The organism is Pseudomonas sp. MF09156 (genome assembly GCF_059862305.1).
The window spans coordinates 28,108-53,231 of sequence record NZ_JCBCUR010000007.1 but is presented as its reverse complement, the minus strand read 5'-3'; the positions used below and the strand labels follow the sequence as shown (position 1 = coordinate 53,231).

The 25,124-nt window shown below is 58.1% G+C and carries 20 protein-coding genes; 9 read left to right on the top strand and 11 right to left on the bottom strand.

Going from position 1 to position 25,124, the window contains the following annotated elements:
• Positions 1–163: 163 nt before the first annotated feature.
• Together AC19YY_RS17340 and AC19YY_RS17335 are read right to left on the bottom strand one after the other, a co-directional pair.
• Positions 164–2,449, bottom strand: coding sequence for an nSTAND3 domain-containing NTPase (locus AC19YY_RS17340; RefSeq protein ID WP_500604580.1), 2,286 nt, complete (start codon positions 2,447–2,449; stop codon positions 164–166).
• Positions 2,450–2,916: 467 nt separating this feature from the next.
• On the bottom strand, positions 2,917–3,288 hold the full coding sequence (locus AC19YY_RS17335) for a plasmid mobilization protein (RefSeq protein ID WP_500604579.1): 372 nt from the start codon (positions 3,286–3,288) through the stop codon (positions 2,917–2,919).
• An 891-nt stretch (positions 3,289–4,179) separates the two neighbouring features.
• Here AC19YY_RS17335 and trbJ point away from each other — a divergent pair.
• The 4 genes from trbJ (at position 4,180) to AC19YY_RS17315 (ending at position 8,169) form a co-directional block, all read left to right on the top strand.
• On the top strand, positions 4,180–5,022 hold the full coding sequence (gene trbJ / locus AC19YY_RS17330) for a P-type conjugative transfer protein TrbJ (RefSeq protein WP_500604578.1): 843 nt from the start codon (positions 4,180–4,182) through the stop codon (positions 5,020–5,022).
• A gap of 190 nt (positions 5,023–5,212) precedes the next feature.
• Positions 5,213–6,823: a P-type conjugative transfer protein TrbL gene (gene trbL / locus AC19YY_RS17325; RefSeq protein WP_500604577.1), complete on the top strand. Its 1,611-nt coding sequence runs from the start codon at positions 5,213–5,215 to the stop codon at positions 6,821–6,823.
• A 2-nt stretch (positions 6,824–6,825) separates the two neighbouring features.
• Positions 6,826–7,146: a hypothetical protein gene (locus tag AC19YY_RS17320; RefSeq protein ID WP_500604576.1), complete on the top strand. Its 321-nt coding sequence runs from the start codon at positions 6,826–6,828 to the stop codon at positions 7,144–7,146.
• A gap of 405 nt (positions 7,147–7,551) precedes the next feature.
• Entirely contained in the window at positions 7,552–8,169 is a 618-nt protein-coding gene (locus AC19YY_RS17315) for a hypothetical protein (RefSeq protein ID WP_500604575.1), read from the top strand.
• A 277-nt stretch (positions 8,170–8,446) separates the two neighbouring features.
• On the opposite strand, the gene AC19YY_RS17310 is transcribed toward AC19YY_RS17315, so the two are convergent.
• Positions 8,447–9,799: a replication protein gene (locus AC19YY_RS17310; RefSeq protein ID WP_500604574.1), complete on the bottom strand. Its 1,353-nt coding sequence runs from the start codon at positions 9,797–9,799 to the stop codon at positions 8,447–8,449.
• A gap of 114 nt (positions 9,800–9,913) precedes the next feature.
• A complete protein-coding gene (locus AC19YY_RS17305) occupies positions 9,914–10,135 on the bottom strand; it encodes a helix-turn-helix transcriptional regulator (RefSeq protein WP_103363074.1) in 222 nt (73 codons plus the stop codon).
• Positions 10,136–10,218: 83 nt separating this feature from the next.
• On the opposite strand from AC19YY_RS17305, the gene AC19YY_RS17300 reads away from it, so the two are divergent.
• Entirely contained in the window at positions 10,219–11,190 is a 972-nt protein-coding gene (locus AC19YY_RS17300; protein ID WP_500604573.1) for a hypothetical protein, read from the top strand.
• A 64-nt stretch (positions 11,191–11,254) separates the two neighbouring features.
• Here AC19YY_RS17300 and AC19YY_RS17295 read toward each other — a convergent pair whose 3' ends face one another.
• The 5 genes from AC19YY_RS17295 to AC19YY_RS17275 form a co-directional block, all read right to left on the bottom strand.
• A complete protein-coding gene (locus tag AC19YY_RS17295; protein WP_500604628.1) occupies positions 11,255–12,469 on the bottom strand; it encodes a tyrosine-type recombinase/integrase in 1,215 nt (404 codons plus the stop codon).
• Between the two features lie 308 nt (positions 12,470–12,777).
• Positions 12,778–14,355, bottom strand: a complete 1,578-nt coding sequence (gene guaA, locus AC19YY_RS17290; RefSeq protein WP_029298509.1) for a glutamine-hydrolyzing GMP synthase — start codon at positions 14,353–14,355, stop codon at positions 12,778–12,780.
• Positions 14,356–14,436: 81 nt separating this feature from the next.
• Positions 14,437–15,906: an IMP dehydrogenase gene (gene guaB, locus AC19YY_RS17285; protein ID WP_016977684.1), complete on the bottom strand. Its 1,470-nt coding sequence runs from the start codon at positions 15,904–15,906 to the stop codon at positions 14,437–14,439.
• A 186-nt stretch (positions 15,907–16,092) separates the two neighbouring features.
• Positions 16,093–16,641 (bottom strand): sugar ABC transporter ATPase, encoded by a 549-nt coding sequence (locus tag AC19YY_RS17280; protein ID WP_169956685.1) that lies wholly within the window; start codon positions 16,639–16,641, stop codon positions 16,093–16,095.
• A gap of 154 nt (positions 16,642–16,795) precedes the next feature.
• Positions 16,796–17,563, bottom strand: coding sequence for a sulfite exporter TauE/SafE family protein (locus AC19YY_RS17275; protein ID WP_500604572.1), 768 nt, complete (start codon positions 17,561–17,563; stop codon positions 16,796–16,798).
• Positions 17,564–17,662: 99 nt separating this feature from the next.
• Here AC19YY_RS17275 and AC19YY_RS17270 point away from each other — a divergent pair, with 99 nt between their 5' ends.
• From AC19YY_RS17270 to leuA, 4 genes are all read left to right on the top strand, one after another.
• A complete protein-coding gene (locus AC19YY_RS17270) occupies positions 17,663–18,553 on the top strand; it encodes a LysR family transcriptional regulator (protein ID WP_492634168.1) in 891 nt (296 codons plus the stop codon).
• 30 nt (positions 18,554–18,583) lie between these two features.
• Positions 18,584–19,963 (top strand): exodeoxyribonuclease VII large subunit, encoded by a 1,380-nt coding sequence (xseA, locus tag AC19YY_RS17265; RefSeq protein WP_500604571.1) that lies wholly within the window; start codon positions 18,584–18,586, stop codon positions 19,961–19,963.
• Positions 19,964–19,966: 3 nt separating this feature from the next.
• Positions 19,967–20,788, top strand: coding sequence for a M23 family metallopeptidase (locus AC19YY_RS17260; protein ID WP_170042968.1), 822 nt, complete (start codon positions 19,967–19,969; stop codon positions 20,786–20,788).
• Positions 20,789–21,169: 381 nt separating this feature from the next.
• Positions 21,170–22,849: a 2-isopropylmalate synthase gene (leuA, locus tag AC19YY_RS17255; protein WP_169956696.1), complete on the top strand. Its 1,680-nt coding sequence runs from the start codon at positions 21,170–21,172 to the stop codon at positions 22,847–22,849.
• 174 nt (positions 22,850–23,023) lie between these two features.
• On the opposite strand, the gene AC19YY_RS17250 is transcribed toward leuA, so the two are convergent.
• Both AC19YY_RS17250 and AC19YY_RS17245 read right to left on the bottom strand, forming a co-directional pair.
• Entirely contained in the window at positions 23,024–23,815 is a 792-nt protein-coding gene (locus AC19YY_RS17250) for an amidohydrolase (RefSeq protein WP_169956323.1), read from the bottom strand.
• Complete coding sequence (locus AC19YY_RS17245) at positions 23,803–24,951, bottom strand: pyridoxal phosphate-dependent aminotransferase (RefSeq protein WP_500604570.1); 1,149 nt, start codon at positions 24,949–24,951, stop codon at positions 23,803–23,805. The genes AC19YY_RS17250 and AC19YY_RS17245 overlap by 13 nt, the downstream gene beginning before the upstream one ends.
• Positions 24,952–25,124: the final 173 nt, after the last annotated feature.

The following is a 25,124-nucleotide window of genomic DNA, read 5'->3' as shown; positions in this document are numbered from 1 at the left end:
GGACGATGGCGTCTGATCAAAAATTTTTCATAGCTCAAAAAGCCTATCGACCAATCACTCTCGATTCCATGGCTGTACTCCTCATCCGAACATAGTATCGAGGTACTTTTTCATAGCTGGCTAGCATATCTAAACGAATGGCAACGCCATGCTTTTAGTGAGTCTAGCGATCAAGGAGAGGGGTGAATAGGTCTCGAAGAGCTCTGTCGTCAAACGTCTCCCGATCACGCTTGTTCGACGGTGGGAAACTCGGAGAGGAGGCGGGACTACTCCGGTCTTCAATCTCGCATATGCGATCCTCGATGGCTGAGACGGCGCTATTTAAAACAGCGTCCGACACACCGAAACGCGGCGCGAACTTTTTCAGGGCATCAATGCGGTCCGACAGGGAAGACTCGCTATCATCCTCGCGAATGCGGCTGGTGTTCTCCTCGAAATCTTCGAGCACAGCCGCCCGCAAGGCACTAGTGATGTTGGCGGGTAGCCCCTTCGCTGCGTCCACCGCATCGACAAGCGTGGAGAGCGTGTCACATGAGCTCAAGCGTATTGTGTCCGTGAGCGCTTTTTCCAGGAGCTCTAGGAATTCGGCTTCGTAAATGAACTGACGGCCATAGCCCCTGTCACCTAGCTGGCAAAAGAAGTCGATTAAAGCCTCGCCATCCGACCATGCACCGAAGCCCTGCTGTGGATTGCGGGCAATCGCCATAATGCTGTCGGCAAACCGCTGTTCGTTCGTGAGCTGCCACCAATCCATCAGCATTCGGAGCCGTCTAGAGTTTGCGGCATCATTGTATTCGAGCGAGCGGGCGTCACCAGCTCGCGGACGCCAGTGCGGACGCGTTTCGATCATCTCCAGCATGCCAACGCAGGCTCTGGCGATCTTCGTTTGATCGGCTTCGCTGAGCCCGTTCGGATGCACGAAGTCCCACAGGCTCGACAGCCAATCGATGGAGGCCGCTGTGGGAACAAGGCGAATAAGGAGGTCCGTGTCCAGTAGGTAGGTTGAGAGATAGTCCTTGAGTGAGGGGTTGAGAAAAGAGACGATTGGGCCGCCGATGTTGACGATGTTGACAAAGCTACCTTCCAGAATGCGAAGGGCTTCTTCGAAATCCTTAGGCCCATGTGCCAGGCCGTAGGCCGTGCTCACCGCGGTATGCAGGGTCTCGAAAGATGAGCGAAGGGTGGCGAGGTAAACCCCGTATTCCGCGAGGAAAAACATCGCCATCAGGAGGTGCCTGCACCGATGATCAATGTGCATCCGGAAAGCGGTGTCCCAAATTTGGCTGGGATTGTTCAGGGCGCCGATAAAGGCTGAGGGATAATTGGCGGGTTCGATCTCACCGATGCGAAAAGCATCGGTCATGGCCTCGATGACACGTGGGTTATAGTTCTTGTGATCAACAATTTCCGCGAGCTTATTGCTTTGCAATAGCACCCGAATATGCGACTGCGGTGTCTCTAATACGAGAAGATGATTGTAGAGAATCCGCGCCTTGATCCGGCGGGTATAGATACCAACATCGAGCACGTATTTCGTTACATCGAGGCGCTGATCGCCAAGGTGTTCGGAGACTCTCCGGGCTTCCTCAAATATGTAACCCCTCGTCGTCAGGATAAAACGGGCGTTCGGTGAGCGTCGTACGCGGCTCATGAACCGCGCTAGATCAGAATCCTTGTGCGCCAGAGCTTGTCGGTCGAGGGCGACCTTCCCGAGGAAATCGTCGAAGAGGAATACCTGCTTTTTGCTGTCGGTAATGGCAGTGAAGCCGTCCTCCAGACTGCGGATGGGAACGAGCTCCCACTGCTCGCCCAGGAAGGTGTAGCAAAGCATCTCGGCCAGTGTCGTTTTGCCAACGCCCGGCGGACCGGAGATGATGAGAAGCCGATGCTTCTCTAGCGTAGCTAGTGATTCGTCAAAGCTGGGGTTTGATGCGTAGACGCGAACCTTCTGTTCGATGTCTTCCTGCGTGAACGCTGCAAACGTATGGGCCGCCGCACGCACGACCCGCTCCAAAACACCCGCGCCCGAGAGCCATAGTTTGATGTGCGACTTGAGGATGTCTGGGTACTTCCGGAGAAGACCATTGATGTCCTCCGGACCGAAAATATCCGCCTCGGACTTCAGGCTTGGCCCTATGAGTGGAGCGAGCTTCCCCTTGCTAAGCGGAGTGAACTTACAGGAGGTCGCTAGAATATATCGAGTGGGTGCCAGCGTATTGATTGACAAGCGCTCACGCTTCATAGCTGCCGTCAGTTTGCTGAACGGCGAACCTTCATAATGCTTCGCCTGTAAAATGAGGTTCCCGCTGGCCTGCGCGTGCCGGCCATCAATGCCGCCATCTGGCCCTGCGCAGAATGCCTCGAAGCGAAGTCCTTCCTCTTTTCCGATGAGGTCCCGGACGAGATCCTCAAAGTCCGCCGATGAAAGATTTCTGAAGTCGTAGCTCATGCTGAAGTATCGTCCATCACAAATTTCGCTCATATCAGCTGCTGTTAGCAGACCCGCTGTGTGGTTGCTAAGCAAGCATATCCTCAAGTATGGAATCAGCATCCGATGGAAAAGCTCGGTCCGATGATTCACCCGCACTAGGCGTGCTGAGTCTGGTCGTGCGCTCCAAACGCGAGGGCTAGCTGTTGTAACAAAATAACCAGCTCCGCTGGGCTGCCTCCGCGTAGCACGTCCGCAAGTAATTCAGCCGCATATTAGGGGTCTGCACGAAGCTGCTCGGACATTGCCTCACTGTGCGGTCGATCTCTCATTTGGTCCTCCCCATATCGCCTAGAGGCATACGAGCTAAAGCCCACCAATAGCATACGTTGAGCGGGCGACATCGTGCTCAGAACAGTCAGAGGGGCAGCCAACCGGCTATTGGTCTTTGTGGATTGCACAATCCCAAAGCTGCTCAGAGCTGAGATTTACCTGTGAGCTTTAACAATCGCTCCCATCTTCATTCCTATGGCCACCTGCAACCTCCGAAACTCCATCATTACGCTTTCTACATCAATGGCGTTCGCGCCTTCTCCACGCTTCTCTGCAAGCCAGAGTTTCAATAGACCCGCAACCCGTCCAAGGTCGCCATTTACCTTCGCCAAGTCAGTCACTGCGCCCAGGTCAACGACTGACTTTACAGGCGTATTTAAACCAAGAGCTCGCAGATAGGCCGAGCGTGCCATCCCAGCCTCTCTAGCCCGAGCAGTAATTGTCGCCTTTTCTTCATCGGTGACCCAAACCTCTATGGGCTTCCCGCGTCGGCGAGCCGGTGCTTTTTCTTTGGTGCCGTCTGTCATGGCTGCTCCTTTTGTTGCTATGCCTTTGCTCCTAGTCGCGGTAGCGGCTGTGCGCCGCGAAGAGCAAGATGCGTTGAGCCGAAGGCGAATAAGGGGCGTTGGTGGATGGGGGCGGGCTTGCCCGTACCCGTACAACACACATCTTGCCGTCTGATTCGACGCAAATACATGCGTATCTTTGCGAACGGTTCATATCTAGCATACCTACGCATATCTGCGCACATCTAATCTAGATTACGCATGGTCAGTAAACAGTTTTTTGCGCATACTTGCGTAACCATGCTTAAGCGGAGGATCGATGATGAAGACACCAAAAGAAGGGCTTACTGGCGCGGGGCGGGTGGCGTTTTTAGCGCGCCTCGATGAATTTCGGGGTCTCATTCAAGCCGGCTGGCCGGTAACGGTCGTATATGAGAACCACGGCGGAGATAACACGGGGCTGAGCTACAGCCAGTTCGCTCGGTACGTAGGAAAGTACATCCGAAAGCCGACCAAACGTGGCGCCCAGCAGCCCACAATTCCTGACGAAATAACTATCCCGGTAGCGCCGGTGCCAGAACAAATGCAGTCCGGCACCCCAACGGTACCAGCCCCTATGTCGAAGCCCCGACCTGGGTTCCGGCATGACCCAAGCAGCGGCAACAACCGTGATGATCTTATATAGCCTTCTAATGGGTTAGCCTTTCCGGCTGCACATCTTTCAAGCGGTCCGAAGCAAGTACTGCAAGTAGAAGCCCAATATTTGGTACATTCCGAAAAGGGTGGATTGAACAATAATCGCTAAGAATTGATTCCCCCATGTCAACCTAATTAGCCAATCATTCCATCGATGCAACCGGCATGTCCGGGCACGATCAGGCACTGACCAAAGTGACTGATAGAGGCCGGGAAATGCACCAAAAAATCATAACGTCGATTATCTGCAAAACGCCGCTGGCAACAATTCCGCTGCACGAAACGACCGTTTCTCCTGCTCGGAAACTCCGTCGTCAGGCGGCCTATGGTGCCAAAGTTGCCGTAGCCGCCTTTTTCGGACTGGTCATGTACATCGCTCCGCCCCCGGCTTACGCCATCTATTGCTCGAACTGCTCGACGTTCTATCAGCAGATGTTCGAGTACGTCGAGGCCGTTAATACCGCCTTGAACACGGCCGAGACGTTACAGACGCAAATTCAGCAGTATCAGAACATGGTCACTCAAGGCACCGGCTTGCCCGACTCAATGTTTGGAAGCGTCGCGGCCGATCTCAAAAAAGTGGCCAACATCTACACCCGCTCGCAGTCTCTAGGCCGCCAGATCCAGAACATGGACTCGCAGTTCAATACGGCTTTTCCCGGCTTTCAGTCCTATCTGAATCAAGCTGCAAACTCGGCAGAAGTACCGGCGGGTGAGCGCTATCAGAAGTGGTCCGAGCAAAACCGCGACAGCGTGAAAATGGCGCTTGAGGCGGCGAACCTCAACACCAGCACTTTCGAGTCTGAGGATACCCAGCTCGATCACATGGTGGCTCGCTCACAGTCGGCCGTGGGCCGGATGCAAGCCATTCAGGCAGGTAACGAGATAGCCTCTCAGAACGTTCAGCAGTTGCAAAAACTGCGCGATCTACTGGCCACGCAAATAAACATGCAAGGCAACTATATCGCTCAGCAGGGCGACCGGAAGGCTGCTAGCGAAGCTGCGGAGCAAAAGTTTGAGGCCCGTAAAAATAACTGGGGGCCTTCCGAGGATTTCTAACCATGTTCATATCTAAATATCTGATCATTGGGTTATGTATCGCCTCTGCTCTTGGTGGCTCCGCTATATCTGGATTCATTGTTTCTATCCGCACCGATTGCGTGGCTGTTGAGCGGTCGATGCAATCAGATACGGATAAGAACTTTGAAGTACGGAAAAACAACTGGGGCCCGTCTGAGGATTTCTAACTATGCAACGCTCAGCATTTCTAGCACTGATTGGTGCAATACTCTTGCTTTCGACCGGTAGCGCGATGGCAGCCGGCGATGTAACTCAAAGCAATGAAATGAACGGCCTTTTGCGGATGCTCTATCAAGCCGCAAGTGAATGGTCACCACGGCTACAGGGCTATGCACTCAAATTACTGGCATCTCTCGCTCTCATCCAATTGGTTTGGACGTTCATGCCTTTAGTGATGAGACAAGCTGACTTAGGCGAAGTTGTCGGCGAGCTGATCCGCTTCTTCATGGTCATTGGCTTTTTCTATGCAGTCATTGAGCATTCCGTGCCATGGGCGACAGCCGTAGTGGACAGTTTCCGAGAAGCTGCGGGCACGGCTAGCGGTTTGGGCCGTGCGCTTCAGCCCGGTGATATGTTCGCGGTGGCGGTCAACTTCTCACGCACCATCGTGGAAGGCATTTCACTTTTTTCTCCGGGTAAAGCAATTCTTATCGCGCTTGTTGGCTGCTTGGTTTTACTGTGCTTCGCTTTTATCGCGGCATTTATGTTTGTGACGCTTGTAGAGTCGTACGTCATCATTAATGCCTCCGTACTGCTCTTCGGTTTCGGCGGTTCACAATGGACACGCGATTTTGCAATTGCACCACTCCGCTTCGTTGTCGCAGTAGGTGCCAAGCTGTTCGTCTTAACCTTGATCGTGGGAATTATTGTCACGTCGGCTAAGTCCTGGTTAGCGGCTTATACCAATGACGAAGCATCTCTGATGACATTGGCAGGTTTGGCTTTGGTATGCGCCTACCTGACCAAAACTATTCCCGAACTGATTGGCGGGATGATCAGCGGCACGTCAATGGGAGGAGGTTCGGCCATCGGTGGAATGGCAGCGGCTGGCGCTGCCGGTGCTGCTGCCGCAGTCGCCACCATCGCCACGGCCGGTGCCGCTGCGCCCGCCGCTGCTGGTGCGCTTGGCGCTGCCGGTGGTGGTGCAAGTGCCGCAGGGGCGGCTGGTAGCGGAGGATTGGCTGGCTCTATTAACTCCAGCTTTGCCGGTGCGGCAAACTCCGGCATCGGTGCAGCGGCTTCAATGGGCAACGCCGCGTCCTCTGGAGTGGGTGCCAGCACTGGTGGCGGTGCAGCCATCAAAGTCTCTACATCAGCAGGGTCGAGCGTAGGTGGCAGTGCCGCTAAAGCGACGCCCAGCCCTGCACAACCACCTAACAGCGGCGTGCAGCAGGCCGCCAAGCAGGCTGGAAAGATAGTGCAAGACAACGACGGCAAAGACAAACAACAAGAGACACCAAAAAGGGGGACTGAAGTGTCGGGAAATTCCCTTTCTCAAGCGGCGAATGGAGGTGCGAAGGTGCTCGGGGTGATGGCTTCAATGGCTGTACCGGGCATGGAGAATGCGCACGGCTTGTCCCTTGGTGCTGGATCAACCCCACCTTCAAATAGCGAGGCCAATTCGGCCGCTCCAAACAGCGGCGGAGAGTTAGCCGCTAATTCCGAGCAGGGGGATTCCAACGTGATCCGTCCAGCCTCAGACGCAAGCCCTACTAATGGTCGCCTAGCCTCGCTGAGTGTGCCGGGTACGGCCTCCAACAACGAAAAAACGGAGAAATAATCATGATGGGATTTCTGATGTTCGCTGGATTCGCAGTATTCGCCTTTACGTTCGCCGTTGGCATGTGGGCACTCGGCCGGTGGCTGCGAAGCGAAGGTTACGGGCCGCAGCTAGATAAGCTGGATCGGCAGTACACGGCGCTGCAGCTTCGCGTTAGCCCGCTCGCAATGTCGGCTTCGTATCGCATGTTTGTCGGGGCAGAGGCTCTAAATCGCCTACCTTTGTTGGGCAGCAAGACTAACGCGAACTTGAACCAGCAAGTGTTGATGGCCATCCAAGCCGCGCAGCAAGCACAGCAGCAGGAAACCCCTGCCAATCGCTAATCACTAATCACTAATCACTACCCTGCCCTACAGACAACCCCGCCCGAGTGCGGGGTTTTGTTTGCATGTCGCACATCAGGAAGGCATATGTGCTGCGCTCGGAGCGATTTTCGCCTCTCACCGGCGCGCGCATCATTACTAAACAACTGAAAAGCGGCTCACCGCCTCCTGAGGCCTTTCGGGGGAAGTCGATAGTCAAACCAGCGCCCTGACTTTCTTTTTGGTGTCCACCGGTCAGGGTGTATCCCTCTCGACACCTCTCGCGTGCTGATCCATTTACCAATAAAATTTACGACGAATACTTGGCCGATACTGATCGTTGACGCTTTCTCAACTGGCGAGGCGGTCACCCTGGCTTGAAACTACAACCTTGCTTTAACTGACTGAACAATTGAGCGGACGAACGTGCGCATTAAAGAAAAATCAAAGAAGCGGGAATCGGAAACATCGCCTCCCGAATCAGCAGACCGGAAAAAAGGCGGGATCAAGGCGCTATGGATTGCCTTTCTATCCGCTACCGGCGGAGCGTTGATGGAGTCTTACACAAGCTTCCTTTCTCAAAACATCGGCCCCCTGTGCTTGTCGTTTATCGCGTGGGCTCAGGACCACGTCATGCCAATGCCAGCAGACCAACAGATAGTCGCGCAACTCACCTTCTATATGCCGGCGAAGCTCACGACTGATCATTCCGCAGAGATCATGGGCGTCTCACTACTGGGCCGAGACTGCCGACGGCCTGGTGGCAAAAGCGACATCGGGACCTACCAGTTTGGGGACAGTGAAACCTACACGGACGCCGTTGTCCGGGCATCATGTCGTCCATCAGGCAAGACCCGAGTCACAATCACACCGAGGAACGGCAGCCCTATCGTTCTTCACGATGGTTTTTTCAACAGTGGGGATCAGGTTGAATTCGGTGCTGTACCTGGTAGCTACGAGCACGGAGTGCTAACCATGCTGTATGTCGGGACGAACCAACCGAGTGGACCGTGGGTGCCGGTGAATGAGACCCCGCCGCAATGAAACAACTACATCGAGCTGCCAAGCGATGCGAACTGGCGGCCAGAAGAAGTACATTTCTGCGCACTGCGAAACCACAGGCTTTCGATTAGTAATACGCACGGACATGGAACAGCTATTGCGGGGGCCATCCCCATTACTAGCATAGGCGCCTCGGGACACATCTAAGACCTCCGCCTTCAGTGACTAGATCTGCCCCACCACCTAGATCAGCAAGAACAGATCCGCAGTCAACAACGCGGAGGCTTCGCCATTAGTAATACGGACGGACATTGAACACCTACACGGGATCGGGAGCTTCGCCATTAGTAGTACGCACGGACTCTGAACACTTCACAAGCTTCACCTTGAGGTAGCCGGAAACGGCCCCCACCGAGATGCCCATTTGCCTAGCAATCGCTCGCACGCTCATGCCTTCCGCTCTGAGCGCTTGAGCCTTTGCCAGCTTGCCGTTAGCCACTTCGATATAGGCTTCGCGGCTAACCGCACCGGCGGCGCGCCTGCGGATCTCGTGGCGCTTCCTGTCACGCTCCTGGGCCATCCCCGAGCCGATGATCGTCTTGAGCTGCCGCTGTTCATCCACGGTGATCCTGAAAAGGTTGATCAGGGTTTCGTTCCTGGGCGTGTAGAGCGGCGTGTAATCCTTACCTCCGAAGCTAACCCTTTCCCCAGACTCGTACGCCTTGGCCTTACTGAACAGCGTCATTAGTTCCTTGGAACGGCTGCTCCATTTCGGATCTAGCTCGCGAGCCAGCGCTGAGGCTTCGTGATACATCTGCTTGCTGTTGGTCGCGCCGGACAGTAGCAGGAAGTTCAAGCGCCAAAATAGGTGCTGCATCCGGCTGCCTTCGTTGACGCCACCGCGCAGCTCGGCGAGCTTGCGCAGGTCTTCGAGGCGATCCCAAGCAAGCTGGCGGCCGGAGAATCCGCGGAGATTGTCAGCTTTACCGCCAGGCACCAAAAGGAAGGGCTTAAGCTTGCGTTTGACCCGCTCGGCCTGTTCCTGCCGCTGTTGCTCGATTGTCCAACGGGAAGTTGGTAGCAGGGCCTCGGCCATATACTCGAAGTTGTAGCGGACGGGCTGGCCATCGGTGTCGTTCGTGACGTGAATAACGCGACAGACTTCGCCACTCTTGCTGTTGACTGTCTGGATGGTTCGCAAAACGCGGCTTGCGTCTTTGGCCATCGGATCGGCCCCGACATGTGCGAGGCGATCCACTAGGTAGCGTTGGCACGCATTCCAGCGGGGCAATGCCTGACGCGGGATAGTACCGTCGAGTAGCCATTTCGCCTGGATACCCCGGCCGCTGTAGATCAGTACGGACGGTGCCGGTAATCCTTCTTCAGTGCAGAAATACAGCACCGACATCGCCAGTTGGTCAGGCGTGCGACCGGCGAGAGAAGGTATGCGATAAGTGTCAAGATCGGTGAACAACAGCCCCAACCGGGCAAGGTTCACGACCCGCCGGTTGGGCCGGATGAACTCTGCCTGAGACATCCATGTGTCGCGGTTTTTATCCACCAAATTGAGAATGGCGGGCATGTCCGCTAACCGATGGGAGGACTGGCGTTTTTCGCCACGTACGTCAACCAACAGCGAGAAAAACCCGCTCCTGTTGCTGTCGTGGTACATCTGCGCCTCGTCCTGAGAACTGAATAGCGCAAGCTGTGGACATTGGTGGCGACCGCAAGCCGTTCTAGCATGGCGCTGCGACATGGGCCTTGCGTCGGGCCCGATCTGCACCGCTCAGACTCCAATTCCGGGCCTGGGCGCAGGGCCGGAGTCCTTACATGCGTCAATCCAATCTTCGACCTCAGCCAAATCCCATACTACTTTGCGACTGCTGATCGCAATGCGACGCGGGAACTTACCTTTGATTTCAAAGTTGTAGATCGTCCGCTCACACAGCGGGATCATCGCTAGTAGCGTCTTTTTATCGATAAGCGTTCTGTTCGTTGATACCTGCATACCCTTGCCTCAATCAGTCACATTGGATGTGTGCCTGATCGTGCCCGGACGTGCCGCTTGCTTCGACGAGATGATTGGCTAAAATGGTTGACATGAAAAATAGATCAACCATCGCCATTTGGAAGGGATGCGACCCAACCGTCGCAGATGCCATTCGACGGTTTCGGGATTGCTGGGAGCCGTACTCTGCAGCATCGAAGCGCTACCCTATCGCTCGACTGGTAGAAGAACTCATCGACCCCGTTGTAGCTACGTACACGACAACACTCCCGTCGCGCTATTTGGGGCACGTGCCAGGAGCCGGTACCGGCGTAGCATTCAGTGAGATCATGCGATTGGTCGGTGCTGAAGCAATGGTCCGGGTACAGCGCCGATTGCTGCGAGCTTTTGTTCTAACAGAAGATCAGCAGTCCAAGAGAGACCAGCAATTTATCGCCACACTCGAAACGCTCATCGAGCTGGTATGGGCATGCAAGCGCAAGCAACCGGCGAACAGAAATGTTCGCGGCTTAAATGGTCAACGCTTAAAAGTTTTTTGTAGATTTTGCGGCTCGCTTGCGGAGCTGGCCTCATTCGCCGAATCCGTCAAAGACGAAGGCCAACGCGGCATCGATGAAAAACTACGCCTAAGCAACCTGTACTGCGTGGCTCATCGCCCGAAGTTGCCGGATGACGATTGGAATCCCGAGTACAGGAAAGCAAAACGGTCTGTAGCGCAGTTTGACCTCGAACTAATTAGGCTCAGCCGACAATGCGCCTCGCGAGGCACCCCGCAAGCGAAATCAGGTGACGAGTTGGTTGACAGCTACATACACAACTACATGCTTGGCCAAACGCTAACGCTAGCAGAGGAAGCAGAGTTACGGGACCTAGCGCGGCTCATGGTGGACTCAAGATTATCTGATAGAAAAAAACAGATACTCATGCTCCAACGGCTTGGTTTCAATCAATCAGCGATTGCGCGCAGGCTGGGTATCGAACGCCAAGCGGTATCCAAAGCAATTGCCTCAATCCCAGAGATATTTTGGTTGAGTCAGCCACACCGATCCGGTTAGTGGCTCTTTTTAGTGTCAACCCAAATACACAATCAATAGAGGTTCACGCGGCCGAACCGGACTCTTAAATCAAAACCTTCGCACGTGGTTTTTTTAGCGTCCATTCGTCAATCATATCCGCCCAATCCTGCAACATCGCCCGACGCTGATCGCGGTATTCAGCCTTGTTGTAAACGGCCCGTACCCCCTTCTGCTCGTGCGCAAGGCACTTCTCAATCCAGTCTGAGTTGTAACCCGCCTCATGCAGCAGCGTGCTCGCTGTGCGCCTCAAATCATGCGGGCCGAACTTGCTTAGCGGCTGCCCTTCTTTCTGCGCAAGCCGATAGGTCAGCGTCAGCACCTGATTGATCGTCGCGGTGCTCATTGGCAAATCAGAATCGTATCGGGAGGGAAAGACGTAATCTGAACCACCGGCAAACGTCTTCAACGCGATGAAGAAATCCAAAGCCTGCTGAGATAAGAACACCAAATGGGGGTTGCGGCGCTTCATCCGCTCTTTCGGAATTGTCCACAAGGCTTCGCTGAAATTGATCTCATTCCAGGTAGCGTTGGTCAACTCACTTTTGCGAACCATTGTCAGCAACAATAACTTAGCGGCCACCCTCACGGATGAGGCAGTGCCGATGCGGTCCAGGTACTGATACATCAACGCGATTTCGTCAGGCCCTAAAGCACGGTCACGTGGCTCGAATTTAGCGATGCTTGCAGGACGCACCAAATCAGCCGGATTCTCGACCTTCTGGCCTCGCTCTATCGCCCATCGGAACACCTGCATCACAATCTCGCGGGAGTGCACGGCCGTGGCTGGAGCTCCACGCTCCACAATTGCATCAGTCAGCGTTCGCAGGTCCTCATGATTGATTTCCACCAGTTTCTGATTACCGAAGTGCGGCTTTAGCTCGCGCTCGTAAACCGATCGGCGCATGTCACGGGTCGAGTCAGCCATCTGATACCCACGCAGCCATTTCTCAGCCCACGCATCAAACGTCTCTGCCCCTTTGGTGCGTGCCTTGGCACGGGCTTTCTCTTTGGCAGGTGACTTACCCGCCGAAACCATCTTTTTAGCCTCGCCCAGGCGCTCTCTGGCTTCCGCAAGTGTGATGCCACTCACGCCATAACGGCCGAACGTGATGGTCTCCTGACGGCCATTGATTGAGTAGTTGTAACGAAATGAGATGGAACCGGCAGCAGTGACGGCCACGTACAGCCCGTCGCGGTCGTTCACCTTGTAGAGTTTTTCTTGCGGTTTGAGGTTACGCAGCTTGGTATCGGTCAACATGGCAGTTATGGATTCCATGGAAAAAATACCATGCTCAGAAAAGCACTCATACACCACGGTAAAACCCAATGAAACCGGGCTGATGATGAGATTTAATACCATGCCCTACCCTACGAGGGCGACATGGTATCGAGCACCGAACATGGTATTTGGCTCAGTCAATGCCCCGTACCATGCCATACAAACACGGTGCTTGGCGATGCACAAAGCTGCCAGAATTTGCCAGACCCAAAAAGCCAAAAGCCCGCAATTACGCGGGCTCTAGGGCATTTCTTGCTAGATCGTGCCGGACAATGCCGGACGTCCCATCATTCCCACTCAATCGTCGCCGGCGGCTTGCTCGACACGTCATACGTCACGCGCGAGATGCCTTCGATTTCATTGATGATACGGCCGCTGACAGTCTCCAGCAGTTCGTACGGCAGGTGTGCCCAGCGGGCGGTCATGAAGTCGATGGTTTCTACGGCACGCAGGGCCACGACCCAGGCGTAGCGACGGCCATCGCCAACCACGCCAACCGATTTCACCGGCTGGAACACGACGAAGGCCTGGCTGACTTTGTGGTACCAGTCGGCCTTGCGCAGTTCTTCGATGAAGATGTGGTCGGCGCGACGCAGCAGGTCGGCGTATTCCTTCTTCACTTCACCGAGGATGCGCACGCCCAGGCCCGGGCCCGGGAATGGGTGGCGGTAGACCATGTCGTACGGCAGGCCCAGTTCCAGGCCCAGGCGACGGACTTCGTCCTTGAACAGTTCGCGCAGCGGTTCTACCAGCTTGAGGTTCATTTCCTCAGGCAGGCCACCCACGTTGTGGTGGGACTTGATCACGTGGGCCTTGCCGCTCTTGGCGCCGGCCGACTCGATCACGTCGGGGTAGATGGTGCCCTGGGCGAGGTACTTGATGTTGTCCAGTTTGTTGGACTGGGCATCGAAGACGTCGATGAAGGTGCGGCCGATGATCTTGCGCTTCTTCTCCGGGTCGGACTCGCCGGCCAGGTTGTTCAAGAACTGATCTTCGGCGTTGGCGCGGATCACCTTGACGCCCATATTCTCGGCGAACATGGCCATCACTTGCTCGCCTTCGTGCAGGCGCAGCAGGCCGTTGTCGACGAACACGCAGGTCAGTTGGTCGCCGATGGCCTTGTGCAGCAGCGCAGCAACCACGGAGGAGTCAACGCCGCCGGAAAGGCCGAGCAGGACGTTGTCGGTACCGACCTGGGCGCGCACGTTGGCGATGGCGTCTTCAGCGATTTTCGACGGGGTCCACAGGGCCTCACACTCGCAGATGTCGAGGATGAAGCGCGACAGGATGCGCCCGCCTTGCTTGGTGTGAGTCACTTCGGGGTGGAACTGCACGCCGTAGTAACGACGCTCGTCGCTGAACATGCCGGCGATCGGGCAGCTCGGGGTGCTGGCCAGGATGTGGAAGTCTTCCGGCATCCGGGTGACCTTGTCACCGTGGCTCATCCAGACATCGAGGCCGAACAGGCCGTCGGCGTCGACGTGATCTTCGATGCCGTCCAGCAGGCGGCTCTTGCCGACCACGTCGACACGGGCATAACCGAATTCACGCAGCTCGGAACCTTCAACCTTGCCGCCCAGTTGCTCGGCCATGGTCTGCATGCCGTAGCAGATACCAAATACCGGCACGCCCAGGTCGAATACCGCTTGTGGGCAGCGCGGGCTGTTGGCTTCGTGCACGGACTCGGGGCCACCGGCGAGGATGACGCCTTTAGGGGCGAATTCGCGGATCGCTTCGTCATCCATGTCGAACGGATGCAGTTCGCAGTACACGCCGATTTCACGCACGCGGCGGGCGATCAGCTGGGTGTACTGGGAACCGAAGTCGAGGATCAGGATGCGGTGGGCGTGAATGTCGAGGGCCATGAAGTCAGTCTCGTCTAATGAATCAGAAACAACTCGGGGCTGAAAGAACAGCCCCGGTTACTTAACGTTTTGCTGGAAGCCTCAACCTACGCGGTAGTTTGGCGCTTCCTTGGTGATCTGCACGTCGTGGACATGGGATTCAGCCATGCCGGCGCCGGTGATCCGTACGAACTCTGGCTTGGTGCGCATTTCTTCGATGTCGGCGCTGCCGGTGTAGCCCATCGAGGAACGCAGGCCGCCCATCAGTTGATGGATGATGGCGCTCAGGGTGCCCTTGTACGGCACACGGCCTTCGATGCCTTCCGGTACGAGCTTCTCGGCGCCTGCCGAGGAGTCCTGGAAGTAGCGGTCGGAAGAGCCTTGCGCCTGGGACATGGCGCCCAGCGAACCCATGCCACGGTAAGCCTTGTAGGAACGGCCCTGGAACAGTTCGATCTCGCCTGGCGCTTCTTCAGTGCCGGCAAACATCGAGCCCATCATCACGCAGGAAGCACCGGCCACGATGGCCTTGGACAGGTCACCGGAGAAACGGATGCCGCCGTCAGCGATCAACGGTACGCCAGTGCCTTCGAGGGCAGCGGCAACATTGGCGATGGCGCTGATTTGCGGCACGCCCACACCGGCGACGATCCGCGTGGTGCAGATCGAGCCAGGGCCGATACCGACCTTGACCGCGTCAGCGCCGGCTTCGGCCAGGGCCTTGGCGGCAGCGCCGGTGGCGATGTTGCCGCCGATCACCTGTACGTCAGGGAAGTTCTGCTTGACCCAGCGCACGCGGTCGATCACGCCCTTGGAGTGACCGTGGGCGGTGTCGACCACCACCACGTCAACCCCGGCAGCGACCAGGGCCGAAACGCGATCGCCGGTGTCTTTACCGGTACCAACGGCGGCGCCAACGCGCAGACGACCTTGGTCATCCTTGCTGGCCAGCGGGTAAGCCTTGGCTTTTTCGATGTCGTTGACGGTCATCATGCCTTTGAGGGCGAATTTGTCGTCGACGATCAGCACGCGCTCGATGCGGTGCTTGTGCAGCAGTTCACGCACATCGTTCTTGTCGGCGCCTTCCTTGACAGTAACGAGGCGCTCTTTAGGCGTCATCACTTCACGGACGGTGACTTCAAGACGGTTTTCAAAGCGCACGTCACGGGAAGTGACGATGCCGACCAGGTCGCCATCGTGCAGCACTGGAACACCGGAGATGTTGTGCAGGCGGGTCAGGTCGAACAGGTCGCGCACGGTGGCGTCGGCTTCGATGGTGATCGGATCTTTCACCACGCCGGCTTCGTAACGCTTGACCTTGCGCACTTCGGCAGCTTGCTGCTCGATGGTCATGTTCTTGTGGATGATGCCGATGCCGCCTTCCTGAGCCATGGCGATTGCCAAACGGGCTTCAGTGACGGTGTCCATGGCAGCGGAAACCAGAGGAATATTCAGCTCGATGCCACGGGTTAGGCGGGTCTTGAGACTGACTTCGTTAGGAAGCACCTCGGAATAACCGGGCACTAGGAGAATGTCGTCGAATGTCAGAGCTTCTTGGCTGATACGCAGCATCGCGGGGGCTCCCGAGCGGGAAAATGGAAGCGCGTCATTATACTCAGACACCCCTCGGGCCTCAACGTAAAACTCTGACAAACTTGGTAATACTGATAGATGGGTAAAACCAGTCTCTGGTTTGGCGCACGGCCCAGGCTCCATCGCCGGCAAGCCGGCTCCTACAGGTAGGGGGCGGCAGTGGTTTTAGAGTTCGACTTTGACCCAACTGATTTTCTGATCGAGCCAATCGGCAAACTCGTCGATAAAGCTCTGCTTGAAGCCCGCTTCCGCCCAGTTGTTGAAGATAAAGCCCAGGTTGGAAAAGCCGCATTCCTGCAGGAACAGGAAACCGTTGATGTCATCTTCATGCCCACACAGCGGGCAAGTGAAGTTGTCGGTGTGGCCGGGCATCCAGTCTTCCAGGCTGTCGAACAGCGCCTCGCCAACTTCTTTAAGGCATTGCGGGCAGCCGGCTTCTTCGAGAAAACCCTTGGCGGGGGTGTAGATGCAGCGTTTGTAGATGATTTCCAGGCCGTTGACCGGTTCGTTGAACGGCAGCGCCTCGGGGTGCAGCACCACCGCGCGGGCACCATCGGCCAGGGCATAGCCCATGCGGTTGCCGGTGCGCCCGCAGGTGGTCAGTTCTTCCTTGATGATGTTCTTGCGCACCAGCCAGCGCACGATGGCCCGGGCGCGGGGTTCGTGGACGGGCAAGGTGGAGATTTTCGGGACAAGGATGCTTTGGGAATTCATGGGAGTCCTGCGGTGTGGCGTCTGACGCCTTCGCGAGCAAGCCCGCTCCCACATTCGACTGCATTCCTACAGGAGAAATGCAGTCGAATGTGGGAGCGGGCTTGCTCGCGAAGAGGCCCTGAAGGCTGGCAGCTTAATCTCTGCCCCACACAGGTCAAGTACTCAAATACCGTCCAATCAAGGCAATGCCACTGGCCAGTACCAGCCACGTCACCAACCGCACAAACGCCTCGCGGGACATGCGCAGGGTCAATCGCCGCCCCGCCCACAGCCCCAGCGCCATCGCCGGCAGCAGGCACACGGCCAACATCAGCAGCGGCAACTCGGCATACACCCCGGCGATCAAAAACAGGCTCAGACGTACCACCGTGCTCGCGCTGATCAACGCACTTTGGGTCGCTCGCGCCCCGTCCTTGGGCAGGCGGCTGTTCAGATAGATCGCATATAAAAAGCCGCCACTGCCAAACAAGGCACCAAACAGTCCGCCCACCACGCCCATCGGCACCGACCAGCCGGCAGCCAGGGCTGTGGGCTTGGCCCTTACCGTCAGGCTGTAGATGGCATAGGCGCTGATAAACAGGCCCATCAACAGCAGGAGCAGATCCGAATGCAGGTTGAGCAGGAAGATCACGCCGAGGGTGCAGCCAATCGCCATGCACGGCAGTAAGCGCAACAGCTCCGGCTTGACCACATCCCGCCGCGATTGCAGCAGGTTGCCAAAGGCCGCGACGAAATCCAGCAGCACCAGCAGCGGGATGATCTTCGACAGCGGCATAAACATAATCAGGATCGGCCCGGCCACCAGCGCCGTGCCAAAGCCGGCGATGCCAAACACGATGTAAGCCAGGGCAATCCCCAGGCCGATTACCAGCCAGTCCATCGTCCCGAACGACCACTGCCCCATCAATTCAACCAGGCTCATGCAATATTCCTTGTCAGCGATGGCCCTCACTTTAGCCAAGCCGGTGAGTTGCGACTAATATCTTCCACGCCCTCCACCTATCTCGAAAAGGCATGACTCGTGATTTCCACCCGGCAACTGCGTTACTTCGTTGAAATCGCCGAGAGCGGCAGCTTCAGCGCCGCCGCCGAGCGCCTGTTTGTCGCGCAATCGGCCCTCAGCCGGCAGATCAAGGAGCTGGAAATTATCCTGCACACCCCGCTGTTCGAGCGCACCGCCCGCCAACCCAGGCTGACTGCCGCCGGCGAGGCGTTTTATCCACGGGCGCGCAATCTGCTGGGCGAGTTGCACAAGGCCAGTGAACTGGCGACCCAGGTCGGCCACGGCCAGCTCGGCACCCTGCGCCTGAGCCACTCCAGCACAGTGCCGATGAGTGGGCGGGTACTGCGCGGGATCAGCGCCTGGCTGGAGCAGTGCCCCGGGGTGTCGCTGGATATCGTCAAACTGTCCTCTGAAGCGCAGTTGGAAGACATTGCCGAGGGTCGCCTGGAAGTCGGCCTGCTGCGCCTGCCGGTGCTACGCCAGCGCGAGGGGGTACGCATCCTGCCTTTATATAAGGAGCCGCTGCTGCTGGCAGTCCCGCCAGGCCATCCGTTGGCCCGGCATTCCTCGGCCATTGAGCTGGCGCAGTTACAGGACCAAGCCTTTATCTCGATCCCCCATCCGCAACGCGGCGGCCTGAGTTACCTGTCAGCCGAGTTGTGCATGCGCGCCGGATTTTTCCCCAAGGCGGCGCGGGTGATGTCGCGCAAGACCACCCAATTGCAACTGATCCAGGCGGGGTTTGGCATTGCCCTGCTGCCCGAGTCGATGCGCGATATCGCCCCGGCCAACATTCACTTCCTGCCCCTGGCCGACCCCGACTGCCACAGCACTGTGGCCCTGGCCTGTGCGCAGGCGCCGAGCGCGCTGGTTGCGCAGTTCTGTCAAACACTGGGCGAATGCCTATAAACTGCCGCCCATGACTAAAGATCGCCTCTCATGATTAAAGACCCGTTTGCCCGCCTGGGCCTGGACCGCGAAGTCCTGACTGTCAGCCAGCTCAACGGCCGCGCGCGGGTGTTGCTGGAGGACGTGTTCACCAATATCTGGGTCGAGGGCGAGATCTCCAACCTCGCCCGCCCGGCCTCCGGCCATGTGTATTTCACCCTCAAGGACAGTGGCGCGCAGGTGCGTTGTGCACTGTTTCGCAATAACGCTGCGCGGGTGCGCCAGGCGTTGAAGGATGGCCTGGCGGTCAAGGTGCGCGGCAAGGTCTCGCTGTTCGAGGGGCGTGGCGACTATCAGTTGATTCTCGACACTGTGGAGCCGGCCGGTGATGGTGCGCTGCGCCTGGCCTTCGATGCACTGAAGGAAAAACTCAGCGCCGAAGGCTTGTTCAGCGCCGAGCGCAAAGTGCCACTGCCGGCCCACCCGCGGCGCATCGGCATTATCAGCTCACCTACGGGCGCGGTGATTCGCGACATCATCAGTGTGTTCGGCCGCCGTGCGCCGAACGTGCAACTGACCCTGATCCCCACCGCCGTGCAGGGCCGCGAGGCCGTGGCGCAGATTGTCCGCGCCCTCAAGTTGGCCGATGCCCGTGGTTTTGATGCACTGATCCTGGCCCGTGGTGGTGGCTCGCTGGAAGACCTCTGGTGCTTCAACGAAGAAGCCGTGGCGCGGGCCATCGATGCCTGTGTCACGCCTATCGTCAGTGCCGTGGGTCATGAGACCGATGTGTCCATCAGCGACTTCGTGGCCGACGTACGCGCGCCCACGCCGTCGGCGGCTGCTGAGCTGCTGGCGCCGGATGCGAGCAACCTGGTGCGTCAGGTCGAAAGCCTGCATCGCCGGCTGGTGATGCTGATGCGCAATCGCCTGACCCACGACCGCCTGCGCCTGGAAGGCATGGCCCGGCGCCTGCGCCACCCCGGTGAGCGCCTGCGCCAGCAGGCCCAGCGCCTGGATGATCTGGATATGCGCCTGCGCCGCGCGTTCGAGCGCAGCCTCAATACCCGCCGCGAACGCCTGATCCGCCTGGAAACCCGCCTGGCCGCCCAGCATCCGGGGCGGCAACTGGCCCTGCTGCGCCAAAGGCTGGACAGCCTCGCCGAACGCCTGCCCCGGGCCATGCGCGAAGGCCTCAAGGCGCGCCGCCTGCAACTGCAAAGCCAGGTGCAGACGTTGCAGGTGGTCAGCCCGCTGGCGACCTTGGGCCGTGGCTACAGCATCCTGCTGGACGAGCGCGGCCAGGCCATTCGCAATGCCGCACAAACCCACACCGGCCAGCGCCTGACCGCGCGTCTCGGTGAAGGCCAATTGCAAGTGCGGGTGGAAGACAACCACCTGACACCCGTCACCCTTTCATTACTGGATTGATTGATGCCTCGTCTATTTAGCCTGTTGATGTTGCTGTGCCTGACCTTCAATGCCCACGCCGACAGCTACATCACCCGCACTCTGAACAAGCCGGTGCCTGGCGGTGTGGCCGTGGTCGACCTGGGCCCTGGAGCCGCCGCGCCGAAAGCCACTTACCAAGGCAAACCGGTGCTGGTGGTCAAGGAACAGGACAACTGGCTGGCGATTGTCGGCATCCCGTTGACGGTCAAGCCCGGTAACGAGCGGATCAGCAGTGGCGGGCGCACCCTGCCGTTTATCGTTGGTTTCAAGAAGTATCCGGAACAGCGCATCACCCTGAAGAACAAAAGCCAGGTCAACCCTGAGCCGGCGCAACTCAAGCGCATCGAGGGCGAGTTGGCGGTGCAGCTCAAGGCTTACCGCAGCTTCAGCCCGAACCTGCCGAGCAACCTGGTGCTGGACAAGCCGGTGAATGGTCCGCTGTCGAGCAGGTTCGGCGTGCGCCGCTTCTTCAACGGTGAAGAGCGCAACCCGCACTCGGGCCTGGACTTCGCGGTGCCTGCCGGCACGCCGATCAAGACGCCGGCCAATGGCAAGGTGATCCTGGTGGGTAATTACTTCTTCAACGGCAACACGGTGTTCGTCGACCACGGCCAGGGCTTTATCAGCATGTTCTGCCATATGTCGAAGATTGACGTGAAGGTGGGCCAGCAATTGGTGCGAGGGGCGGTGGTCGGCAAGGTCGGGGCGACGGGCCGGGCGACCGGGCCGCATATGCACTGGAATATCAGCTTGAATGATGCGCGGGTGGATCCGGCGATCTTTATTGGCGCGTTCCAACCTTGATGTGATCGTTGAGCTTACTGGCGCCATCGCGGGCTTGCATGCGAGGGCGCCGATCAGTCGCCACTGATTGCGCATCTGGAAACCCCAACGCAAATAGAACAAAGCCTCCCGACTTTTTCCACAATAAAATCTCGTTTCCTACAGAAATAGCAGAACTTCTCTCAATTTTTTCCGACTGCTTGCCATCTTTCACCCCGGCGGTTAGGGTTGAGCTTATGAAAACCTCTCACACCCTCATTCAGCTCCGCCAGCACCGCAGCCTGTGCCTCGTCAGCGCACGACTGCCAGGCTGAATCGATCTGCCTCGTCCCCGATTTGCATCCCTAATAAACGCTTTCTGGCAGGCCGCCTCTTCTCGGCCCTACAACAAGGATTCTTCTGATGAGCATGCTCAAAGACCCGTCTTCGAAATACCGCGCGTTCCCGACCATTGATATCCCGGACCGCACCTGGCCATCCAAGACCATCACCACCGCGCCGATCTGGTGCAGCTCCGACTTGCGCGACGGTAACCAGTCGCTGATCGAGCCCATGGATGCGGTGAAAAAACTGCGTTTCTGGAAAACCCTGGTCGCGGTGGGCGTGAAAGAGATCGAAGCCTCGTTCCCGGCCGCGTCGCAAACCGACTTCGACTTCGTGCGCACCCTGATCGAAGACAACCACATCCCCGAGGACACCACCATCCAGGTGCTGACCCAGGGCCGTGAAGACTTGATCGCCCGTACCTTCGAATCCCTGCGCGGTGCCAAGAAAGCCATCGTGCACTTGTACAACGCCACTTCGCCGTCGTTCCGCCGTATCGTGTTCAACCAGGACAAGGATGGGATCAAGGCCATCGCAGTCGACGCAGCCAAGCTGTTCGTCAAGTACGCTGCCCAGCAGCCGGAAACCCAGTGGACCTTCGAGTACTCCCCGGAGACCTTCAGCGCTACTGAACTGGAATTCGCCAAGGAAGTGTGTGACGCGGTGATCGAGGTGTGGAACCCGACGCCCGAGCACAAGATGATCCTCAACCTGCCGGCCACCGTGGAATGCGCCACGCCGAATATCTATGCCGACCAGATCGAGTGGTTCGGTCGCCATATCAACCGTCGTGACAGCGTGATCATCAGCCTGCACACCCACAACGACCGTGGCACTGGCGTTGCAGCAACCGAACTGGGCCTGATGGCCGGCGCCGATCGTGTCGAAGGCTGCCTGTTCGGCAACGGCGAGCGTACCGGTAACGTCGACCTCGTCACCGTGGCGTTGAACCTCTACACCCAGGGCGTGAACCCTGAGCTGGACTTCTCCGACATCGACGGCGTGCGCAAAGTGGTCGAGGAATGCAACCAGATCCCGGTCCACCCGCGTCACCCGTATGTTGGCGACCTGGTCCACACCGCGTTCTCCGGCTCGCACCAGGACGCGATCCGCAAGGGCTTCGCCCAGCAGAAGCCGGACACCTTGTGGGAAGTACCGTACTTGCCAATCGACCCGGCTGACATTGGCCGCAGCTACGAGGCGGTGATCCGCGTCAACAGCCAGTCGGGCAAGGGCGGCATCGCCTACTTGCTGGAGCAGGAATACGGCATCAGCTTGCCACGCCGCATGCAGATCGAGTTCAGCCAGGTGGTACAGGCCGAGACCGATCGCGTGGGCCTGGAAATGACCGCCGCGCAGATCCACGCGTTGTTACAGCGTGAATACCTGCAGGCCAACACCCCGTACGCGTTGGTCAGCCACCGCTTGCAGGAAGAGAACGGCAACAGCTCGGTAGAAGTTGAAGTGTCCGGCAAAGGTCAGGGCGAAACCAACCTGCGCTGGCACGGCAAGGGCAATGGCGCGCTGGAAGCGCTGGTGGCCGGCCTGCCGATTGGGGTTGAGATCATGGACTACAACGAGCACGCGATTGGCGCGGGTACTAACGCCAAGGCTGCCGCTTACATTGAACTGCGCGTGAACGGCGAGCGTCCGGTGCACGGTGTGGGGATTGATGAAAACATCACCACGGCCAGCTTCAAGGCGGTGTTCAGCGCGCTGAACCGTTCGTTGAGCCAGCTGGAAGCGAAAGCGGCGTAACTGACTGCTGGAATGTAAAAGGCCCCTGGGTGAGAACCCAGGGGCCTTTTTTATTTGTGGTTGTGGTGGTGCTGATGGCCTTATCGCGGGCAAGCCCGCTCCCACATTTGCAATGCAGTACCCTGTGGGAGCGGGCTTGCCCGCGATAGCTACCTCACTGGCAACGGGCTCCTGTCAGACAAACTGAAAGCTATCGGCATCCAGATTCGCCGGAAACCGCGTGCGGTACTCCGCCAATTGCGCCGCCTCCAGGCACACCTGGAACACCCCGTCCGCCTCCCCCGCGCTCAGCAGGCTTTCACCCTGGAAGTCCAGGACCTGGCTGTCCCCGGTGTAGGCAAAACCCTTGCCATCCGTTCCCACCCGATTCACCGCCGCCACATAGCACAGGTTTTCGATGGCCCGGGCCGGCAACAGGCGGTTCCAGTGCTGGCGCCGCGCCCCCGGCCAGTTGGCGGTGTACAGCAGCAGGTCGGTGTCCTGGGCGTCCCGGCTCCACACCGGGAAGCGCAGGTCATAGCAGATCAGCGGGCGTATCCGCCAACCCTTGAGCTCGAACTGCACCTGACGCTCGCCAGGCGTGTAGTGATTGTGCTCGCCGGCCATGCGAAACAGGTGGCGCTTATCGTAGTGCAACACCTCACCGTCAGGCCGTGCCCACAATAGGCGATTACGGTGACTGCCATCGGCGGCTTGGATGATCACACTGCCGGTAATCACCGCGTTGTGCTTATGTGCCTGAGCCTTGAGCCATTCATGGGTCGGGCCGTTTTCGGCTTCGGCTAGCAGTTGGGATTCCATGGAAAATCCGGTGGTGAACATTTCTGGCAGCACGATCAGGTCGGCGCCCGCGGCCTGCTCCAGCAGCAGCTCGAAATGCTCCAGGTTGGCCTGGCGGTCATGCCAGGCCAGGGTGGTCTGTACCAGGGCGATATTCAGGTCGGGTAAAGCACTTAGATCACGCATAGTTTCTCGGCTGCTTGGCGCAGCGTCTCCTCGCGTTTGGCAAAGCACAGGCGCACCAGGCGCTGGCCTTGGGGTGGGGTCCGATAGAACACCGAGACCGGAATTGTCGCCACACCATGCTCGCGGGTCATCCACAGCGACATGGCCACGTCATCCAGGTCCGGGCGAATCTGTGAGTAATCAACCAGTTGAAAGTAAGTACCGGCCACCCGCGTAAAACTGAAACGCGAGGGGGCCAGCAGATCGCAGAACAGGTCGCGCTTGGCCTGATAAAAGGCTGGCAGTTCCTCGACATGTTCCGGGTGCTCGGCCATAAAGTCGGCCAGGGCGAACTGCAACGGCGTCACACCGCAGAAGCTGACGTATTGATGTACCTTGCGCAGCTCGGCGCTCAAGGCCGCTGGGGCCACCACGTAGCCGGTCTTCCAGCCGGTGACGTGGTAGGTCTTGCCAAAGGAGCTGACCACGAACGCGCGCTGATACAGCTCTTCGTGGGCCAGGACGCTGACGTGGGGCACGCCATCGAAAACCAGGTGTTCGTAGACTTCATCGCTGACCAGGTAGATATCGCGGTCGCGGATCAGCTCGGCCAATTGGTCCAGCTCGGTGCGGCTGATCAGGGCGCCGCTGGGGTTGTGCGGGGTGTTGAGGATGATCATCCGCGTACGCGACGACAGCGCCGCCTCGATCTGCTCGAAATCCAGGCTGAAGTCCGTCAGCCCCAACTGCACATGCACGCAACGCCCACCGGCCAGCTCCACCGCAGGTTCGTAGCTGTCGTAGCACGGGTCGAAGACAATCACTTCATCACCGCTGCGGATCACCGCCTGGATCGCACAGAAGATCGCCTGGGTGGCGCCGGGGGTGATGGTCACTTCGCTGTCGGGACTGACCTGCACGCCATAGCTGCGGGCGATCTTGGCCGCCACTTGCTGGCGCAGGGCCGGTAGGCCGGTCATCGGCGCGTATTGGTTATGGCCGCTGGCAACGTGTTTGCCCACCGCGTCGAGCAAGGCCTGGGGGCCATTGAAGTCGGGAAATCCCTGGGACAGGTTCAACGCGCCGGTTTCGGCAGCGAGTTGCGACATGGTGGTGAAAATGGTGGTGCCGACATTTGGCAGCTTGCTGGTGATCATTCGGTGGGCCCCTGGCGGTGAGTTACAAGTTGTAAGCTGCAAGCGCCGAAGGGTCAATCGTGAGGCACAAAAAAGGGCTCGTTCAGAGCCCCTTCTTGGGTAACGCCTAACTTACATAAGAGCTGGCTTGCCTGGGTTGGCGCTGGGTCAGTCAGCACATCGGTGTCTGACCT

Excerpts from the sequence above, each read along its gene's own strand:
- AC19YY_RS17305 (WP_103363074.1), bottom strand. The coding sequence starts at position 10,135 with ATGCAGGTATCAACGAACAGAACGCTTATCGATAAAAAGACGCTACTA.
- AC19YY_RS17275 (WP_500604572.1), bottom strand. The coding sequence starts at position 17,563 with ATGAGCCTGGTTGAATTGATGGGGCAGTGGTCGTTCGGGACGATGGAC.
- AC19YY_RS17340 (WP_500604580.1), bottom strand. The coding sequence starts at position 2,449 with ATGAGCTACGACTTCAGAAATCTTTCATCGGCGGACTTTGAGGATCTC.
- trbL (WP_500604577.1), top strand. The coding sequence starts at position 5,213 with ATGCAACGCTCAGCATTTCTAGCACTGATTGGTGCAATACTCTTGCTT.
- AC19YY_RS17250 (WP_169956323.1), bottom strand. The coding sequence starts at position 23,815 with ATGCGTGATCTAAGTGCTTTACCCGACCTGAATATCGCCCTGGTACAG.
- trbJ (WP_500604578.1), top strand. The coding sequence starts at position 4,180 with ATGCACCAAAAAATCATAACGTCGATTATCTGCAAAACGCCGCTGGCA.
- AC19YY_RS17300 (WP_500604573.1), top strand. The coding sequence starts at position 10,219 with ATGGTTGACATGAAAAATAGATCAACCATCGCCATTTGGAAGGGATGC.
- guaA (WP_029298509.1), bottom strand. The coding sequence starts at position 14,355 with ATGGCCCTCGACATTCACGCCCACCGCATCCTGATCCTCGACTTCGGT.
- leuA (WP_169956696.1), top strand. The coding sequence starts at position 21,170 with ATGAGCATGCTCAAAGACCCGTCTTCGAAATACCGCGCGTTCCCGACC.
- guaB (WP_016977684.1), bottom strand. The coding sequence starts at position 15,906 with ATGCTGCGTATCAGCCAAGAAGCTCTGACATTCGACGACATTCTCCTA.
- AC19YY_RS17320 (WP_500604576.1), top strand. The coding sequence starts at position 6,826 with ATGATGGGATTTCTGATGTTCGCTGGATTCGCAGTATTCGCCTTTACG.
- AC19YY_RS17260 (WP_170042968.1), top strand. The coding sequence starts at position 19,967 with ATGCCTCGTCTATTTAGCCTGTTGATGTTGCTGTGCCTGACCTTCAAT.
- AC19YY_RS17295 (WP_500604628.1), bottom strand. The coding sequence starts at position 12,469 with ATGTTGACCGATACCAAGCTGCGTAACCTCAAACCGCAAGAAAAACTC.
- AC19YY_RS17335 (WP_500604579.1), bottom strand. The coding sequence starts at position 3,288 with ATGACAGACGGCACCAAAGAAAAAGCACCGGCTCGCCGACGCGGGAAG.
- AC19YY_RS17280 (WP_169956685.1), bottom strand. The coding sequence starts at position 16,641 with ATGAATTCCCAAAGCATCCTTGTCCCGAAAATCTCCACCTTGCCCGTC.
- AC19YY_RS17310 (WP_500604574.1), bottom strand. The coding sequence starts at position 9,799 with ATGTACCACGACAGCAACAGGAGCGGGTTTTTCTCGCTGTTGGTTGAC.
- xseA (WP_500604571.1), top strand. The coding sequence starts at position 18,584 with ATGATTAAAGACCCGTTTGCCCGCCTGGGCCTGGACCGCGAAGTCCTG.
- AC19YY_RS17245 (WP_500604570.1), bottom strand. The coding sequence starts at position 24,951 with ATGATCACCAGCAAGCTGCCAAATGTCGGCACCACCATTTTCACCACC.